This window comes from Streptomyces sp. NPDC043908 (genome assembly GCF_056435525.1).
The window spans coordinates 168,529-186,409 of sequence record NZ_JBWKEI010000014.1; the positions used below are offsets into that span (position 1 = coordinate 168,529).

The 17,881-nt window shown below is 70.6% G+C and carries 15 protein-coding genes and 1 pseudogene; 9 read left to right on the plus strand and 7 right to left on the minus strand.

Annotated features, from left to right (window positions below; translation table 11 throughout):
* Window positions 1-21 precede the first annotated feature (21 nt).
* From AC069K_RS28080 to AC069K_RS28090, 3 genes are all read right to left on the minus strand, one after another.
* Window positions 22-1,269 carry a methyltransferase domain-containing protein gene (locus AC069K_RS28080; protein ID WP_478621015.1) on the minus strand — a complete coding sequence of 416 codons (1,248 nt, stop codon included), beginning with the start codon at window positions 1,267-1,269 and terminating at the stop codon, window positions 22-24.
* Between the two features lie 569 nt (window positions 1,270-1,838).
* Window positions 1,839-2,486: an NADPH-dependent F420 reductase gene (locus AC069K_RS28085; protein WP_478621017.1), complete on the minus strand. Its 648-nt coding sequence runs from the start codon at window positions 2,484-2,486 to the stop codon at window positions 1,839-1,841.
* A 65-nt stretch (window positions 2,487-2,551) separates the two neighbouring features.
* Window positions 2,552-3,364, minus strand: a complete 813-nt coding sequence (locus AC069K_RS28090; RefSeq protein WP_478621019.1) for an inositol monophosphatase family protein — start codon at window positions 3,362-3,364, stop codon at window positions 2,552-2,554.
* 117 nt (window positions 3,365-3,481) lie between these two features.
* Between AC069K_RS28090 and AC069K_RS28095 the strand changes: the two genes are divergently transcribed.
* On the plus strand, window positions 3,482-4,426 hold the full coding sequence (locus AC069K_RS28095) for a LysR family transcriptional regulator (RefSeq protein WP_478621021.1): 945 nt from the start codon (window positions 3,482-3,484) through the stop codon (window positions 4,424-4,426).
* Window positions 4,427-4,496: 70 nt separating this feature from the next.
* Window positions 4,497-4,727, plus strand: a complete 231-nt coding sequence (locus AC069K_RS28100) for a hypothetical protein (RefSeq protein WP_478621023.1) — start codon at window positions 4,497-4,499, stop codon at window positions 4,725-4,727.
* 72 nt (window positions 4,728-4,799) lie between these two features.
* On the opposite strand, the gene AC069K_RS28105 is transcribed toward AC069K_RS28100, so the two are convergent.
* Together AC069K_RS28105 and AC069K_RS28110 are read right to left on the minus strand one after the other, a co-directional pair.
* Window positions 4,800-5,519: a response regulator gene (locus AC069K_RS28105; protein WP_478621025.1), complete on the minus strand. Its 720-nt coding sequence runs from the start codon at window positions 5,517-5,519 to the stop codon at window positions 4,800-4,802.
* Entirely contained in the window at window positions 5,516-6,370 is an 855-nt protein-coding gene (locus AC069K_RS28110) for a sensor histidine kinase (protein WP_478621027.1), read from the minus strand. Before AC069K_RS28110 ends, AC069K_RS28105 begins: the two co-directional genes overlap by 4 nt.
* Before the next feature lie 138 nt (window positions 6,371-6,508).
* Here AC069K_RS28110 and AC069K_RS28115 point away from each other — a divergent pair, with 138 nt between their 5' ends.
* The 4 genes from AC069K_RS28115 to AC069K_RS28130 all read left to right on the plus strand — a co-directional run bounded on the left by AC069K_RS28115 (window position 6,509) and on the right by AC069K_RS28130 (window position 11,536).
* A complete protein-coding gene (locus AC069K_RS28115; protein WP_478621029.1) occupies window positions 6,509-7,219 on the plus strand; it encodes an ABC transporter ATP-binding protein in 711 nt (236 codons plus the stop codon).
* Window positions 7,216-9,525, plus strand: a complete 2,310-nt coding sequence (locus tag AC069K_RS28120; protein ID WP_478621031.1) for an FtsX-like permease family protein — start codon at window positions 7,216-7,218, stop codon at window positions 9,523-9,525. Before AC069K_RS28115 ends, AC069K_RS28120 begins: the two co-directional genes overlap by 4 nt.
* Before the next feature lie 327 nt (window positions 9,526-9,852).
* A complete protein-coding gene (locus AC069K_RS28125) occupies window positions 9,853-10,194 on the plus strand; it encodes an STAS domain-containing protein (protein WP_478621033.1) in 342 nt (113 codons plus the stop codon).
* A 175-nt stretch (window positions 10,195-10,369) separates the two neighbouring features.
* Entirely contained in the window at window positions 10,370-11,536 is a 1,167-nt protein-coding gene (locus tag AC069K_RS28130; protein ID WP_478621035.1) for a carboxylate-amine ligase, read from the plus strand.
* Window positions 11,537-11,638: 102 nt separating this feature from the next.
* On the opposite strand, the gene AC069K_RS28135 is transcribed toward AC069K_RS28130, so the two are convergent.
* Both AC069K_RS28135 and AC069K_RS28140 read right to left on the minus strand, forming a co-directional pair.
* Entirely contained in the window at window positions 11,639-13,906 is a 2,268-nt protein-coding gene (locus AC069K_RS28135) for a S9 family peptidase (RefSeq protein WP_478621037.1), read from the minus strand.
* The gene (locus AC069K_RS28140; RefSeq protein ID WP_478621039.1) at window positions 13,903-15,687 is read right to left on the minus strand and encodes an N-acetylglutaminylglutamine amidotransferase; all 1,785 of its coding nucleotides are present in this window, start codon (window positions 15,685-15,687) and stop codon (window positions 13,903-13,905) included. Before AC069K_RS28140 ends, AC069K_RS28135 begins: the two co-directional genes overlap by 4 nt.
* Window positions 15,688-16,006: 319 nt before the next feature.
* On the opposite strand from AC069K_RS28140, the gene AC069K_RS28145 reads away from it, so the two are divergent.
* From AC069K_RS28145 to AC069K_RS28155, 3 genes and pseudogenes are all read left to right on the plus strand, one after another.
* The gene (locus tag AC069K_RS28145) at window positions 16,007-16,195 is read left to right on the plus strand and encodes a hypothetical protein (protein ID WP_478621041.1); all 189 of its coding nucleotides are present in this window, start codon (window positions 16,007-16,009) and stop codon (window positions 16,193-16,195) included.
* A 630-nt stretch (window positions 16,196-16,825) separates the two neighbouring features.
* A pseudogene (locus AC069K_RS28150) lies at window positions 16,826-17,341 on the plus strand (sensor histidine kinase); the annotation flags it as partial.
* A 33-nt stretch (window positions 17,342-17,374) separates the two neighbouring features.
* Entirely contained in the window at window positions 17,375-17,578 is a 204-nt protein-coding gene (locus AC069K_RS28155; protein WP_478621108.1) for a LuxR C-terminal-related transcriptional regulator, read from the plus strand.
* The last annotated feature ends 303 nt before the right edge of the window (window positions 17,579-17,881 follow it).

A 17,881-nucleotide genomic window follows, 5' to 3' on the forward strand; every position in this document is an offset into this window, starting at 1 on the left:
GCCGGGTGCCGCGCCCGTCGGTCAGCGGCTGAGGCGCGGCAGGACCGGTGTCTGCCCGTCGTGGACGTGGACGACGTGCTCGCCCTCGGGCGTGATCGTCAGGGTGTGGTCGCCAACACCGGGGCGTCCGAGGAGCTCCCACCGGGCGTAGGCCGCCTCAGCGGCGTCCCACAGGCATTTCGGGCCCCACTGGCTGACCGTGAACCGGGACGCGTCCCTGCCGTCGTAGTCGATGGCGGCCACCGACTCCTGGTCGACGTGGGCCAGCCACAGCCGCACGGGGACGTGCTGCCCGCTGGTGTCCCACTCGTAGGAGACGTGCGGGACCGCGATCCCGAGGTGGAAGTCGGCATCCGGGTCTGCGCCGGCAACACGCCACGGTGACAGTGAGGTCGTGCTCACCGCGTCGGCACCGCCCTGCTGTCCCGGGCCATCGGAATGTTGCGTGGTGGCCCCTGCTGATGGTGTGCCAGGGATGCGCATCGTCATGAACGACCCGAACGGATGGAAGCGGCCCACGGCGGCACCATCGGCGTACACGTCGACGGCGAGGGTGCCGAAGGCGGACCAGTCGGAGAACCAGGGGGTGACGATGCGCCCGCCGGGCTGTACGGCTGCCCGCCATGTGTCCGGGATATGGTCGACGGAGAACGTCGCCTCGATGACGTCGAACAACCCCTCCCGGTGGGGGAGTTCGCGGGAGGCGTCGCCAATGACGATGGTCGGCGTGTATCCGGCGCTCTTGAGCGCTCGCCGCGCCCGCTGAGCGAGCTGCGGATCAAGTTCTTGGGTGGTGACGGCCCTGTCGCCATGCAGGGCGCACAGCAGGGCCGCGTTGTAACCCGTGCCGGTGCCCAACTCCAGGAATCGGAACTTTCCTTGACCGGTACCGGCACCCGGCGCTCGGTCGACGGCCGTGCCGACGTGGTGGGCGGGGTCGGCCAGCAGCAAGGCGCGTACCACCAGCGAAGGCATCGAAGCCGATGACGACGGCTGCCCGTCGGTGAACTGGGTGACGAGCGGAGCATCCGCGTACGCCGCCTGCCACCAGGCAGCGGGCTCGCTCTCACGGGTGACCGACCGCCAGCCGCCCACGCCATCTCGTGGCCACACCACATCCGGCAAGAACAAATGCCGCGACACCCTCCGCAGCGCCTCGTCGTACCGCTGCGGCAGAGGCTCCTCGAACTGCCGGGCGACCTCAGCGACCAGCCCCTGCTCCCCGGAGTCCGGCCGTACGGAGGGGCCGGACTGGCCAGCACTCGTCACAGCAGGGGGTCCTTTCTTCGACGGCTTGGGCGGCGGGGTCGGCTCGGGCGGCGGGATCGGTCGGCCCGTCTGCTGCCCGTCATCGCCGATCGGCGAGCGGTGCTTTCCCATCCCGGGTTTGGTGTCCATCGGTGGCCCCCCAAGTCCGCACGACGCTAGCCGGATTCTCGGAACTACGTTAGGGGTTCATCCATGGTGATCGGGAGCGCCCAGCCAGTTCAGGTCACCTGTGCGGATGCGCCAGGCGGCAGGGTTGGGGGGCTGGCGGCGGGCCCTAGGACCCGGAGCCCGTCCCCCCGCCTGCCCCCACACCTACGCGTAATCCGACTCGGACTCGGACTCGGCCGCCTGCTCTCCGGCGGATTGTTCTGTCGGAATCCTTCTTCGGCTCCTCGGACTGTTTCTTCGTGCGCGTCGCGCCCCCACTTCCTCCCTCCCTTCCTTCCCTTCCTTCCTATACGAGTCCGCGCAGGCAGGACGAGGGACGAAGGGGAGAACCCCGGGGCCGAACCGTCTGCCCTGAAATACCCGGGTACGCGGTCGGCACGGCGAATGCAGCCTTGGTGGGATCAGCGGGTCAGCGAGACGGCGAAGGGCTGGAAGCCGTTGCGGCGCAGGATGTGCGGAACCACGAGGATCATGGCTTCGGTGGCGCGGGCCGTGGTGATGTCGCCGAGGTCCTCGATCCAAGCGGGTTGCCAGCCCAGGTCGCGGAGCAGACCGGTGACGGTCTTCTTCGCGTGTTCGTCGTTACCGGAGAGGTAGGCCGTCGGTGGGGCGGCCAGGGTGTCAGGGGCAGTCATGACCATGTACAACATGGTGTTGAGGGTCTTGACGACCTGGGTGTCGGGGAGGGCGGCCTGGAGTTGCTCGGCGAGGCTGCTGCCGGGGTAGCACAGATCGCCGGGCAGGCCGTCACCGGCGTCGCGGGTCGCGTTGGAGACGTCGACGAGGATCTTGCCGGCGAGTTCGGTACGCAGGCCCGCCAGACGCTCCAGGGCGCTGTCGCCGGGCGTCGCGTTGATCACGAGGTCCGCGGTGCGGGCCGTGGTGCGCTGGTTGGCGAAGGAGAGGCGGGGGCTCGTGCCTTCAGCGGCCGGCGCGGGCTCTTCTGTCGGGTTCCGGTGACCGAGGATGACGTGGTGTCCAGTGGCGGCGAACTTGCCGGCGAGGTTGGCGCCGACGCGTCCGGCACCCAGGATGCCGATGGTGGTCATGAGGTTGTGAGACCTTCCTTGCTGTGTGGAGCGGGACTTGGCGGGAGGGCGGAGCCGCTTGGTCGTCAGGCGATCGGTGACAGGACCTTGAGGGCGGCGGCGTGGATGCCGGGGGCGGCGGCCAGGAAATCGCGGCTGCCGGTGTTCCACGGCTCGCCCGCCAGATCGGTGACGGAGCCTCCGGCCTCGGAGACCAGCAGGGCGCCGGCCACCAGGCCGGAGCGGACATCGGAGAACTGCCAGAACGCGTCCATGCGTCCGGCGGCGACGTGGATGAGCTGCATCGTGGCGGGAACCGACACGCGCACGACCAGGCCGTTGATGAGCATGGCGGTGACGGAGTCACCGATCTGCCGGAAGGTGCGCTCGTCCTCGCCGGGTTTTGCCTGGCCGGTGCCGGTGAGCGCGGCGCCCAGATCGGTCTTGGCGGACACCTTCAGGGGTTGGCCGTTGAGGCGGGCGCCGCCGCCTGCGACGGCGGTGTAGGTGTCACCGGTCAGCGGCAGGTGGACGACGGTGAGTACCGGCTGGTTGTCGCGGACCAACGTGGCGGTGACGGCCCAGTCCTCCATGGCGTGGACGTGGTTGATGTTGCCCTCGGCGGGGTCGACGATCCACCACTCCCCCGGCGGGAGAGCGCCGCCGGCCAGCTCGTCCTCGGCCCACTGCGATCCTCGTCGGGCTCGCAGCAGCGGCTCCCGCAGGACGTCCAGCACCGCGTCGTCGTTGGCGTGGATCTCGTCGACGATCTCGTCCAGACTCACGCCCCGGGTGTGCGAGGTGTAGCGGTCGCGCAGCGTGAGACCGGCGGTCTTCACCGCGGCGGTCACGTCGGACAGGAGCGTCGTGTCGGCGTCGAAAGGCATGGCTGTGCTCATGGCGGACTTCCCCGGGTTCGGTTGATGCGAGGCGGCTTGTCCCGCACCCGCACTTCGAAGGTAGATGCCGCGACAACTAACAACAAGTGCATGCTATTTACTCGTAGAGTTACTCTCATGCAACTGGATCTGAACCTCCTCACCGCTCTGGACGCTCTCCTGGAAGAGGGCAGTGTCGCCGGTGCCGCAGCCCGCCTCCACGTCACCGCACCGGCGATGAGCCGCTCCCTGGGCCGCATACGCAAGGCCACGGGTGACCAGATCCTGGTCCGCACCGGCCGCAGCATGGTCCCCACCACCCGCGCGCTGGCCATGCGCGCACAGGTCCACGCCCTCGTGCAGCAGGCCCACCAGCTCATGTCCGCACAGCAGGAACTCGATCTGGCGGGTCTGGAGCGGGTGTTCACCGTGCGCTGGCACGACGCCCTGACCGCCGCCTGCGGCACCGCCCTGATCGCCGCCGTCCACCGCCAGGCACCTGGCGTCCAACTGCGCCTGCCCGCCGAACCCGGCACGGATGGCCCCGAGCTGCGCCGGGGCGAGGTCGACCTCGAATCGAGCTCCAGCCGGCCCGCCCTCCCCGACATCCGCCACCGCCTCGTCGGCAAGGACCGGCTGGTCGTCGCGGTCCGCCCCGGCCACCCGCTCACCGAAGGCACCCTGAGCCTGGAGCGCTACGCGGCCGCGGAACACCTCACCGTGTCGCGACGTGGAAGCCTGCACGACCGGATCGATGACGCCCTGACCACGCGCGGCCACGAACGCCGTGTCATCGCGGCCGGTCCCACCGCTGCCTTCGCTCTGCAACTGGCCCTCGGCACCGACCTGGTCGTCACCCTTCCGGAGGCGGTCACCCGCGCGGCCCGGGACCAGCTCGGTCTCGTCACGCTGCCCCTGCCACTTCCGGTGCCCGACGTCCCTCTGTACCTGCTGTGGCACCAGCGCTACGACGACGACCGCGCCCACGCCTGGCTGCGCGAGACGGCTGTCGAAACCATCGAGGCACTGTTCGCGCCACCGACCGCCTCTGCACAGTCCCACGCCCTCCCGACCGGCCAATGACGACTACGCCAGGAAGGCAGGGCCATACCCCCCGAACGCCTGACACACAAACACCTCTTGGGAGTGGATAATGGCAATTGCCGCCGCAATCAGGAAAGTTGGCGAGAGCGAGCAGGAAGCGCGCTACTCGTTCTCGAACGGAATCGACCCGGAACGTTTTTTGATCCTCGACAAGGCCCACGAAAATCTCCGCCCTGAAGACGGCATCGAAGACGTCGTCTACCGGGCCGTTGCGCGGAAGATCGCCACAGCCTGGAGCTGGGAGGGGACGGCCCCGGACCGACTGACAGTGAACTGCTGAGCTTGATGTCGTGGCTCGTCGGCGCTCAGCCGGGAAAGCCGGGAAATGCCGTCTTCGGAGTGCGCGTGCCGGCTATCGGTGGGGAGGGGAGGTACCAGCAGACTCGCCCGGTGCGACGAGGCCGGTCTCGTAGGCGAGGACGACCGCCTGGGCCCGGTCGCGCAGGGTCAGCTTGGCGAAGATCCGGGCCACGTGGGTCTTCACCGTCGCCTCACTGAGCGTCAGTTCCCGCGCCAGTTCGGCGTTGGACAGACCTCGTCCCATGAGGGTCAGCACCTCACGCTCGCGCGGTGTCAGCGCGGCCAGGTCCCGGTGGACGGCCGGAGTCGCCGGGCCCTGACCGGTTCTGGGGGCGCTGGACGCGAAGCGCTCCACCAGGCGGCGGGTGATCGAGGGGGCGAGCAGCGCGTCTCCGGTGTCGACCAGGCGTACGGCGGCGGCCAGATGCGCCGGGGTGACGTCCTTGAGCAGGAATCCGCTGGCCCCGGCGGCGAGGGCCGCGTAGACGTAGTGGTCGAGATCGAAGGTGGTCAGCATGATCACCCGGCAGTCCGGGGCCTGCGCGAGTATCCGGCGGGCGGCTTCCAGGCCGTCCATGGTGGGCATCCGGATGTCCAGGAGTACGACGTCGGGCCGCAGCCTCCGCACGGCTGCCACGGCCTCGGCGCCGTCGCCGGCTTCGCCCACCACGTCGATGCCGCGGGCGCTCAGGATCAGGCGGAAGCCGGTGCGTACCAGCTCCTGGTCGTCGGCGATCACGACGCGCGGGGCGGACGCGGTGTTCGTCGTCATGGCCGGTCCAGCGGGATCCGGGCGCGGACACGGTAGCCGCCGCCGAGACGGCGGCGGGCGTCCAGGTCTCCGCCGTACACGGCGACCCGCTCGCGCAGACCGATCAGCCCGCGTCCCGTTCCGTCCGCCCGGCCCTGCACGGGCTCACCCGGCGCGGGCCCTCCCGGCGCGGGCCGGCCGCCCGACAGGATGCTCGGTCCGCTGTTCAGCACCTCGACCCGCAGGGAGTGGTCCGCGTATCGCACCGTCACCTCGGCTTTCGCTCCCTCTGCGTGTTTGAGGGCATTGGTCAGGGCCTCCTGGATGATCCGGTAGGCGGTGACATCGATCCCGCTCGGCAGCGGGCGCGGTTCGCCCGAGACGCGCATCTCCACGGGCAGGCCGGCGAAGGCGATCCGGTCGATCAGCGGGCTGAGCCGGCTCAGGCTCGGCTGCGGTGACAGGTCGACGTCGTAGGGCTCGTCGTCGCCGTTCTGCGCGGGCGCGAGCAGGCCGAGCAGGTGCCGCAGCTCGGTCATCGTGTTCCGCCCGGCGGTCTCGACGGCGCTCATCGCCGCCGCGGCCTCGTCCGGCATCGTCGCCAGCACCTCGCGGGCGGCGCCGGCCTGGACCACCATCACACTCACGTTGTGGCTGACGATGTCGTGGAGTTCGGTGGCGATCCTGGCCCGCTCGGCGTCGACCGCGGTCCGCGTCGCGCTCTCGCGTTCGCGCTCCAGCAGCCAGCCGCGTTCCTCGATGGCCGCCCGGTGCGCCCGCCGCGCCCGTACCACCGCCACGCCCAGGCACCCGGCGGCGCCAACCGCCGCCGCCAGGGCGATGACCAGCCAGACCGTCCCGGATCCCCACACCGGACCATCTTCGCAGGTGTACGACGCGCCCCGCATCAGCCCCCGTACGCATCCGCGTACATCCCCGGGATGACCCGCCCGGACGGATACATCCGGGGGGTGACGCCCCGTCCGGGGCTCCGCCATAGGTTTCTGGCCATGACAACGGATCACGACAGCGCCCCGCAAGCGGTGGTGCGGCTGGACAACGTGCACAAGGAGTACGGCGACGCGAAGGCCCTGGACGGGCTGTCGCTGGAGATCATGGCGGGGGAAGCGGTCGCCGTGATGGGCCCCTCCGGCTGCGGCAAGTCCACCTTGCTCAACATGGTGGCGGGCCTGGACCGGCCGACTTCGGGCACCGTCGAGGTGCACGGTCATGACCTCGGGAAACTCAACGAGACCGGCTTGGCCCTGTTCCGGCGGCGCGGCGTCGGCATGATCTTCCAGTTCTTCAACCTCATCGACGATCTGCCCGTCCTGGACAATGTGGCACTGGCCGCGCAACTGACCGGCACCCCGGCCCGGCAGGCCCGGCGCCGTGCCCTGGAACTCCTGGACGAACTCGGTGTCGCCGAGCGAAGGAACAACTATCCGGCCACGCTCAGCGGAGGGGAGCGCCAACGCGTCGCCGTCGCAAGGGCGTTGATGAACCGTCCCGCCCTGCTGCTTGCCGACGAGCCGACCGGTGCCCTCGACAGCCGGTCGGGCGAACAGGTGATGGATCTGCTGATCGACCTCAACCAGATCGGCCAGACCCTGCTGATCGTCACCCACGACCCGCAGCTCGCCACCCGCTGCGCCAGCCGCCTGATCGAAGTCGCCGACGGCCGGGTCGCCCGCGAGAGCACGCTGGAGGCGACCGCGTGAGCGCCGTATGGAGAGCCTCGCGCGCGGCCGTGAAACGCCGCCGGCTCCAGACCTTCGTCATCGGGCTCGTCGTACTCTGCTCCACCACGACCGTCCTGCTCGCGCTGGCGCTGCTCGGTGCTGCCTCGGACCCCTTCGACAAGGCCTACGCCGCCCAGCGCGGCGCTCACACCGTGGCGACCTTCGACGCCACGAAGGTCTCGCGGGAGCAGTTGGCGCGGACCGCCCGGCAGCCCGGGGTTGAGGCCGCGGCCGGACCGTTCGGGCAAGCCGTCGTCGACATCCCCAAGGACTGGCTCTGGATGGCGGGCGGCGCCCTCACCGTGGTGGGCCGGGCGGATCCGGCGGGCCCCGTGGACCGGATCGAACTCCTGGAGGGTCACTGGGCCACCGCGCCCGGCGAGATCGTCGTCAACTGGTCCGCGCAGGGCTCCCCCGGCACCGCGCTCCTCGGTACCGAACTGAAGACCCCCGGCGGAACGACGCTGACCGTCGTCGGATTCGCCACCAGCATGAGCAAGTCGGCGAGCGCCTGGGTCTCGCCCGAGCAGGTGGCCGCACTGCACCCGGCCTCCGCGCAGATGCTGTACCGCTTCACGGACGCCTCGACGCAGGCCCAGCTGAGCGCCTCACTGGCCCGGGCCACCACAACCCTGCCCAAGGGGGCGCTGACCGGCGCGCAGACCTACCTCACCCTCAAGGACGCCTTCTCCGCGCTCGCCGACTCCTACCTGCCGTTCATGACGCTCTTCGGCATCCTCGGCCTGCTCGTCTCCACCCTGATCGTCGGCAACGTGGTCAGCGGGGCGGTCGTCTCGGGATACCGGCACATCGGGGTGCTCAAGGCCCTGGGCTTCACCCCGAACCAGGCCGTCGCCGTCTACCTGACGATGCTCTCCGTACCCGCGGTGGCGGGCTGCGTGCTGGGCACGCTGGCCGGCAACGCGCTGGCCCGCCCGATCCTGAAGGTCGCCTTCACCGGCATCGACGTGGGCCGGGCCTCCATCGGCGACGTCAGCCCCTGGGTGTCCGTGGCCTGCCTCGTCGGCATGCCCGCCCTCGTCCTGCTCGCCGCGCTGGTGCCCGCCCTGCGCGCCCACCGGCTGCCCGCCGCCCGGGCGATCAGCGCGGGCGGCGCGCCGCGGACCGGTCGCGGCCTGCGCGTCCAGCGGATGCTCGGCGCCACCCGGCTGCCGCGCCCGGTCAGCCTGGGCCTCGGCCAGCCGTTCGCCCGCCCCGGCCGCACCCTGCTGACCATGGCGGCCATCGTCCTCGGGGTCACCACGGTGACCCTGTCGACCGGCCTGACCAGCACGATGGTGGAGTACGACAACGCCGGGCGGGAGGACGCGGGCGCCAGGATCCATGTGACGACCGGGGGGCCGGGCAGCGACCGGACCCCGCCGCGGCTCAGCGACCCGCAGATCGAGAAGCAGCTGGGGTCCCTGCCGGGCGCGAAGGGGGTACGGGCCCGCGCGCTGTCCCAGGTGAACATGACCGGGCAGACCCAGCCCGTCTTCGCCGACTTCTACCGCGGCGACGATTCCTTGTACGAGCACACCATCGTCAGGGGCCGGGCACCGGCCGCGGCGGGTGAGATCGTGGCGGGGCCCGCGTTCCTGACCCAGCGCGGCCTGAAACTCGGTGACCGGGTCACGCTGGAGCTGAACGGCAGGAAGATCACCGCGACCGTCGTGGGTCAGCTCATGGAGGGCAACGCCCGCGCCCTGGAAGCCACTTGGGGGAGCCTTGCCCGGCTCTCCCCAGGGGCCCACGCCACCGAGTACACGGTACGGCTCGTTCGTGGCGCCGACGCGCAGGACTACGCCGAGGCGGTCACGGCACTCGACCCGGGCCTACAGGCCTCCGTGCTGGACTCCGGCAACGCCGGCACCGCCACCGTCATCGCCTTCTCGACGGTGTTCACGGTGTTGCTGACCATCGTCGCGTCGCTCGGTGTCTTCAACACCGTTCTCCTCAACACCCGTGAGCGGCGCCGGGACCTGGGCATGCTCAAGTCGATCGGGATGACCCCCCGGCAGGTGGTGGTGATGACGGTGACCTCGGTCGCCGGTCTGGGCGCGATCGGCGGCCTGCTCGGCATCCCGCTCGGGATCGTGGCGCACCGCCTGGTCGTGGACCATGTGGGGGTGGTCGACTTCCCCGCGTCCATGAAGGACGTGTGGCACGCGCCGCAGCTGGCGGCGATGCTCCTGGCGGGTGTGGCGATCGCCGTCCTCGGCGCCCTGCTCCCGGCCCGGTCGGCGGCCCGGATGACCATCGCCTCGGTACTGCACACCGAGTAGGTCACCCGTCGGCACCAACCCGCCCAGCACCGGCCCGCCCGCGGCTGCCCCCAGCTGATGACCAGGGTCGTCGTCGGCTGGGGCAGCCATGAGCGGGCTGGTGTTCGACAGGCGTACGTAATGACCGGTTATCGCCCTCTTAGGCCCTGCGGGTCCGCCGTGCGACAATGGACGGACACGAGACCGACCGGCACCGCGAGTGCCGGTCTTTGGGTTCTGGGCGTTGCCCCCTTCCAGGGCATCCAGCTCCCGCCATCGTCGGCCCGCCCCTCACACGGGGCGCTTCGCCCTTGGGCTCCTCACCCCCGAGAAGGGGGCTCGCCCACCATGCACTTCACCCTGCGGATCGACGGCACCACCGCCCACGTCACCGTGCACGGAGAAATCGACTACGCCAGCCTGCCCACGCTCCGCGCCGCCGCTGCGGGGCTGCCGCCGCAGGTGACCGAGCTGGTCTGGGACCTGCACGATGCCCGCTTCATGGACGTCGCGGGCCTCCACCTGCTCTTCGAGCAGCCGTCACCCCAGGGCCCGCCGCGCAAGACGACCGTGACCAACCTCGCGCCCCAGCCACTGAGGCTGCTGCTGCTCGCCACCGAGGTGAATCCCGCTCTCGAACTCGCCCACCTGCTCCCCGACGCGCCCCCGGCCAACCTTCTCGACGACTGAGAGGGACCAGGACAGGTCGCGTCCTCTTCGGCCCGGCGTGTGGCCCACGGGAAGTGCGGGCTCAGCAGGCACGATGAGGGCATCGGGAACGGCGCGGGCGTCCGTCATGGGGGCGCGCGACAACGTTCGACAGGGTTTCCCCGCGACGGCAACGTCGCCGGAAGGAAGGTCTTGGATGACGACCGTCGGCGTGGAAGAGGAGTACATGCTGCTCGATCCGGCGACGGGCCGGCTGGTGGCGCTGGCCGAAAAGGTGCGTGCCGCCGCCGGGCTCGAGCCCTTCGTCACCACGCAGGAGATCCAGTCGGAGTTGCTCCAGGCGCAGGTCGAGGTGGCTACGCCGGTGTGTGAGTCGCTGGAGGAGGTCGGTGGTCATCTGCTGCGTCTGCGGCTCGCCGTGACCGGGGCGGCGGAGGCATACGGCTGCCGCGTCATGGCCGGCGGGACGCCACCGCTGCGGCAGCCGTTGCCGGTGCCTGTCACGGACCAGGTCCGCTACCGGGCCATCCAGCGGCAGGCACCGCAACTGGTGGTCGAACAGCTGGTCAACGGCATGCACGTCCATGTCGCCGTACCCGACCGGCCCATGGGGGTCGAGGTGCTCAACCGGATCCGCGTATGGCTGCCGATCCTGACCGCCATGGCGGCAAACTCTCCCTTCTGGGACGGACGTGACACCGGTTTCGCGAGCTGGCGCACCGTGGTATTCGACCGCTGGCCGGTCAGCGGTCTGCCTCCCGCCTTCGCCGATGGCGCGGACTACGACGCACGAGTGGGGCGGCTGCTGGCGACCGGGGTCATCCGGGACACTCGCCAGCTGTACTGGCAGGCGCGCCTCTCCGACTCCTACCCCACCATCGAAGTGCGCAGCCTGGACGTCCAGTTGCGCGCGGACGAGGCGGTGATGTTCGCCGGGCTGGTACGCGCCCTCGTCGTGACCGCCATGAACGAGGCCCGGGCGGGAATCGCTTCCCCCGACATCCCTCCCGAGCTGGCGGACCTGGCGATGTGGCAGGCCGCACGCTACGGGCTCAGCGGCGAGCTGGTCCTGCCCACAGGGGAACCCTGCCGGGCCGGTGACGCCGTGGCCAGGCTGACGGAGTACGTGGGGCCGGCGCTGGAGGAAGCAGGCGACGGCCGCGAGATCACCTCTCTCGTCGATCGGCTGCTGCGGCAGGGCACAGGAGCGGACCGCCAGCGCCGGGCGCTGGAGTCGGGAGGCCTTGAGGCGGTCATCGACCTTCTGACCGAGGCCGAGTCGGGTGCGTGCGGCGAGACGGCCTGGCGGGACGGGCCCCAGGACGACTGTTCCGGCCTCGGGGAGCACCGGTCCAGCGGTTGACGCTCAGCGGCCGCACCCGGCCGGACGCCCCGCGCCTGCTCGCCGAGCCTCACACCACCACGTCAGCACGCTGGTTGCGGGTGTCTGACCGCGCCGAGGTGGTCAGGTGCGCAGATACCGTTCCATCCAGTCGGCCACGGTACGGCGGAACAGCCGACGGTTGTCCGCGCGCAGGAAGTCGTGGCCTTCCTCGTGCAGGGTCAGGAGCTCGGCGGGAACACCGCGTTCCCGGGCCGCCCGTACGAACTGCTCGGATTCTCCCGGCGGCACATTCGTATCGTGTTCGCCGTGCACAGCGAGCACGGGGACGCGCAGCTTGTCGATGCGACTCATCGGGGACAGGGCGCGCAGCAGCGGGCGGTCATGCTCGGGATGCCCGTACTTGTGTGCCGCGGACTCCGCGATCCACGGCTCCGTACCGGCGAAGAACGTCAAGAAGTCGGACATGCCGCAGACGGCGACCCCCGTGCGGAACAGGTCAGGGTGCCATACGAGCGAGGCGAACGTCAGGTAGCCGCCGTAGGAGCGCCCCGTGACCGCCAGCCGGGCCGGGTCGGCGAGGCCCGCCGTGATGAGGTGGGCCGCGCAGTCCGCGACGTCGTCGAGAGCGGCGAAGCGGCCGCTGCCCAGGTCGGCGTCGACGAACGACCTGCCGTGCCCGGAGGAGCCGCGGACATCGGGAGCGAAGACGTCCAGTCCTCGGCCGAGCAACTCCTGGTAGAGCGGGTTGAACACGGGCCGTTCCTGTTCCTCGGGGCCGCCGTGCAGATGGATCACGCACGGTGTCCGCTCCCCTGCCGCGCTCCCCGGGGCCTTGTAGTACCAGCCGCTCAGGGGCAGTCCGTCGCGTGCGGCGAAACGCAGGGGGACGGGCCGTACCGGCGGGCCGCCCGGCGCGACGGCGGTTACGTCGCGGGAGGACCAGGGCGTGCGCGACAGGGAGCCCAAGGACCCCGAGGACCCGGAGGCCCCCTCGTCATGAGCCCACCACACCCCCGGACGGCGCTGCGAACCGGACAGCGCAAGCACGAGCCGGCCGGGCCCCGCCAGGGTGACGCGTGTGACGACCTCGTGGGGAAGGGCCAGCGGCCGGGCCGGGCCGGCCTTGCCCGGGCCCGAGGCCGTTTGGGCCGGGAGCGTTTCCACGACTTCGGTTTCGCTCGCACCCTGCATGTTCCATACCAGTACGGCTGTACGGCCGTCATGGTCCATCGCGAGCAACTCCAGGTCATGGCCCGCGCGTTCCGCCACCACAGAGCTGCCGCGGGGCTCGCCGTCGGCGCCGAGATCGACCGCGAACAGCGCCGCGTACTCCCGGTCCGCATTGCTACGCAGCCACAGCGTCGACCCGTCGGGTGAGAACCGGCCGATCCATGGATCCTCGTCGGCGACGGGCACCGTATACGTCGTCGTGGAGTCGGCCGCACGCCAGACGATCCCCTCGCGCCGCCCGCGTGGCCCTCTGCGCAGCAGCGCGAGCGTCCCGTCATGGCTGAGGTCGCACACGCGCAGGGACGCGGCACCCGATTCGCTGACCAGCAGCACCGGAGAGGTGTGGGCGTCGGGGTCGATCAGATAGGCCGACAGGGTCCCGCCCGCCTGGGCCGTGGAGGGTGTGGTGGCCGGCGCCGCGAGATCCGGGTGTTCGGGTGCCGGAGTCGTCCGGGGTGGAGTGAGGAGCCGGTCCTCCCCCAGGAGCGTCGCACGCCCGTCCCGGTCGGCCCGGTGCGCTCGTAGAGAGGTGGCGACTGGGGTGGTGACTGAGGTGGATGACGGCGGCGCATGGGCCGGGCGGACGGCCGTCAGGCGTACGGCCGGGGCGGCGACGGTCACGGCGATGGCCGATCCGTCGTGCGTCCAGCAGCCCAGGTGGGCGGAGCTGCCCGGATCGGCCCCGGCCAGGACACGGCGGTCGGAACCATCGGGCCGCACGCACAGCACGCGCGTGTGTTCACCACCGCCCGGGGAGACGGTGTACGCGATCCAGCGGCCGTCCGGCGACCAGGACACTTCGGTGACGGGCTCCGCCGAGGAGTCCAGCAGCCGAGCATCGTCGCGGTCCACGGACGCGACCCACAGCTGCGGCACTCCGCCGCGATCGCAGATGAAGGCCACCTGGGTACCGTCGGCGTTGGAGCTGGGATACCAGCATCCGTGCGTGCGCAGCACGGTCACCGTGTCGCGCGGACCGCTCGCCTCGGGCAGCAGCACCGGTGTGGGATCGAAGTCGACCGATCCAGGCATGCGCGCCGCCGAGATGCCGGGCGGCTGGAGGGCATCCACCGCGGGGCCGGTGGCCCCTGGAACAGGAGCGGCCGTCGACCTGCGGGGCAGCACCTGCCAGGGTCGCGACCACGGCTCGCCGGTCATGTGATTCCGTGCGTCTGCAGCCATATCTCCAGCAGGGCCACCTGCCACAGCGCGTTGTTTCCGCGCCTGGTGCGGTGTTCGTCGGGCGACGCGAGCAGCTCGGCCACGTATGCCTCCTGGAACAGACCGCGTCCCTTGGCCTCGGGTGCCTCCATCGCCTCGCGCACCCGGTCCAGAACGGGGCCCGCCATGTGCCGGATCGCCGGTACCGGGAAATACCCCTTGGGCCGGTCGACGATCTCGCGGGGCAGCAGCTTTCGGCCGGCCTCCTTCAGCACACCCTTGCCCCCGTCCGCCAGCTTGAGTTCCGGTGGGCAGGCCGCGGCCAGTTCCACCAGTTCGTGGTCGAGGAACGGCACACGGGCCTCCAGTCCCCAGGCCATGGTCATGTTGTCGACCCGCTTGACCGGATCCTCGACGAGCATGACGTGCGTGTCCAGCCGGAGAGCCGCGTCCAGCGCGGTCTGCGCCCCGGGCACCGCCATGTGCTCCTCGACGAAGCGGCCCGAGACGTCCTCGGTCGGCAGCATGTGCGGTTGCAGGACCTGTGCGAGGTCGGCATGCGCACGGTCGAAATACGTCTTGGCGTACCTCTCCGCCTCGTCCTCACGGGCGACCTCCGCCAGTTCCGGGTACCAGTGGTATCCGGCGAAGACCTCGTCCGCCCCCTGCCCGCTCTGGACCACCTTCACCTCCTTGGAGACCTGCTCGGAGAGCAGATGGAAGGCGACCACGTCATGGCTGACCATCGGCTCGCTCATCGCCGCCACAGCCGCGTCCAGATCCGCCGACACGCGATCCGAGGGAACCAGCAACTGGTGGTGGGCGGTGCGGAACTCGCGGGCGACCAGGTCGGAGTACCGGAACTCGTCGCCCCTCTCACCGCCCTCGGTCTCGAAACCCACGCTGAACGTCATCAGGTCGTGCTGGCCCTCGTCGGCCAGCAGCGCCACGATCAGGCTGGAGTCCAGTCCGCCGGAGAGCAGGACTCCGACGGGGACATCGGAGACCATCCGGCGGCGCACCGCGGTACGCAGGGCGTCCAGGACCGCGTCACGCCATTCGTCCGGGGACATACCGGCGTACTCGGGCCGCCGCGTGTACGAGGGCTGCCAGTACCGGTGGTCGCGGTACGTCCCGTCCGGCTCCACGACGCGCACGGTGGCCGGAGGGAGCTTGCCCACGCCCTTGAGGACGGTACGCGGTGCGGCGACGGTGGCATGCCAGCTCAGGTACTGGTGGACGGCGACCGGGTCGAGGGAGGTGTCCACGTCTCCGGCGGCGAGGAGGGCGGGCAGCGAGGAGGCGAACCGCAGACGGCCCGGCGTGCTCGCCAGGTACAGGGGTTTGATGCCCAGCCGGTCACGAGCCAGGATCACACGGCCGGTGCGGTGTTCGGCGAGGGCGAAGGCGAACATGCCGAAGAAATGCTCGACGCAGGCCGTCCCCCACTGCTGGTAGGCCTTCAGTATCACCTCGGTGTCGGACGTCGACTCGAAGCGGTGGCCCATCCCCCGCAGTTCCTCGCGCAGCTCCCGGTAGTTGTAGATGCAGCCGTTGAAGACGCCGGTCATCCCTCCCTGGGCGTCGGTCATGGGCTGACTTCCCCGGTCCGACAGGTCGATGATCTTCAATCGGCGGTGCCCGAGGGCCACCGCGCCGCTTGTCCAGATTCCGCGGCCGTCGGGTCCACGAGCAGCCAGCTGCTCACTCATGCGCTCCACGGCCGCGAGATCGGGGCGCTCACCGTCGAAGCGGACTTCGCCACTCAGGCCACACATCGCGGTCCGCCTCCCTGGCAGGAGACCTGCTTCGCTCGCGGGAGGACAGGTGCCGACTCACAGTGCCGGGGCATTCCCCTGCTGATGCCCATGTTCAAGGTCACTCCTCGGGCCTTACGTCGTACCACCGGGAGTACGCCCCGGCCGACGCAACTTTTCGCGATGACCACCGGGTGCCCGGCACACACGCACGTAACCCCATCGCCAACTTTCGGGACACCCCGCCCCACAGATGGGTATCAGTTCCCTGCGGCTGAAGAGGTGAGTGCGCGCACGACATGGGAACTTGGAGCACAGGTCACCACTGGAGGTAGCACACATGAGCGAAACAACCCCGTCCCAGGCGGAAGGCGAGCGCGACGCGATCAGCGAGGAGGCGAACGGCCCGGCCTCGGACAGGCAGCCCGAGCCGCCCCGCACCACGCCGTCGCAGGCCGAAGGGGACGACGACCAGTCCGAGGACGAGACGGACGACAACGGGGACGGCATCGACGGCATCGACGGCTGAGACGGAAACGCACAGCCGTGGGCGGCCGTCGGTATCACCCATTTGGGTGTACCGGGGTGGGTGTACGCGAGCGCAGAACGCGGCAGGCCGGCGTGCGGACGTCGGGGCCGATCCACTGTTCGGCTCACTCAGGCAGCGCGCCGGATCCCGATGGTGTCCAGTGGTCCGCAGTGTCCCTACTGCGTCATCGCGGGCCGAGGAAAGGTGTTGCACCGTGCATCTGCGTCCCCGTCACAGTCGTCCATTGTTGCCCCTGGTTCTCCTTGCGTCAGCCGGATTCGTCGCGGTGGCACCGGGCGCTGCGGCCGCCCCACACATGGCTCCTACCGTTACCGCGGTAGCCGCCCAGGACCCCCCGCCGGACTCCCCGCCGAACCCCCTCTGCAACGGCACCCCGCTAGCCAGTACCCCGGGCTGCGCTGCCCCGGGAAAACAGCCCCCGGAAGCCAATCCGACGACGTCTCCCGTGCCGCAGACCCCCTCGCCGGGTGAGAACCCGCTCTGCACGGGCCCCCTCGCGAGTACCCCGATCTGCTCTGCCCCAGGGACGACGCCCCCCGCGCCGGGAGCCCGCTGACGACCGGCCTGCTGGGGGGCTGATGACGGCGTGCTTTCCCCCTTCGCCCCTCTCTGGTGCTCGCGGAGGCCGCCCGCACCGCCACCGTCACCGACCCCGTACGCTGCGCCGAGCAGCTCACCTCCATCGAGCAGACCGCGCGCGAGAACCTGGCCGAGGCCCGGGTACTCGTCGGCTCCGCCGCCGTGAGCGGCGTCGCGGCCGGATCACTGGCGGCCCCCCTGCGCAGGACCCTGGACCGTTTCGTCCAGGACACCGGACTCAGTGTCACCGCCGAACTGCCCGACATCGACCTGGATCAGCGCACACGCGTCGCCCTGCTGCGCTGTACGCAGGAATCCCTCGCCAACATACGCAAGCACGCGGGTGCCTCCGCCGTCGGAGTCGTCCTCTCCGAGCGCGCGGGCGGTGTCGAGCTGGAGATCACCGACGACGGTCGCGGGTTCGTCGTCGAGGAGTCCCGTGGGTTCGGCCTCGACGGCATGCGCCGACGGCTGGCCGAACTCGACGGCGAACTCACCGTCACCAGCTCCCTCGGGGACGGCACCCTCGTCCTCGCCTGCCTTCCCACGCACAGTCAGGACTGGCCCCGCGAGCGGGACGTGCTGCGCGCGGTCGCCGACGGTTTGTCCAACGCCGAGATCGGCCGTCGACTGGTGATCGGCGAGGCCACGGTGAAGACGCATCTTCTGCGAGTCTTCGCGAACTCGACGTCAGCGACCGCACGCGCGCCGTCGTCATCGCCCTGGAACGTGGACTCCTCGCGCACTCCTGAGGTCTCGACGTCCTGGGCTTCAACGCGCTGACGCTGAGGCCGTTCGTCCCTGCGAACTCAGTGGCGCGTCCTCGGCAGCTCTGATGCAGACCGTACGTACTGCGTTCCATTCGGGCGGGCGGCCAACAAAGCACCGGCCCCGCAGAGCTGGAGGCGCAGGGTCCCAACTGCTGCCCCGTGCGGAGCCGGTGCGCCATACACGTACCCCGCCTCGCGCCCGATACGCCCGGGCCATCCCCTACTTCGGGTGAAAGGTGACGTGGGTATGGCGTGGGGGGGGGGGGGGGGGGGGAGGGGGGGGGGCCGCCCCCCCACCCCCCCTCCACCACCCCTC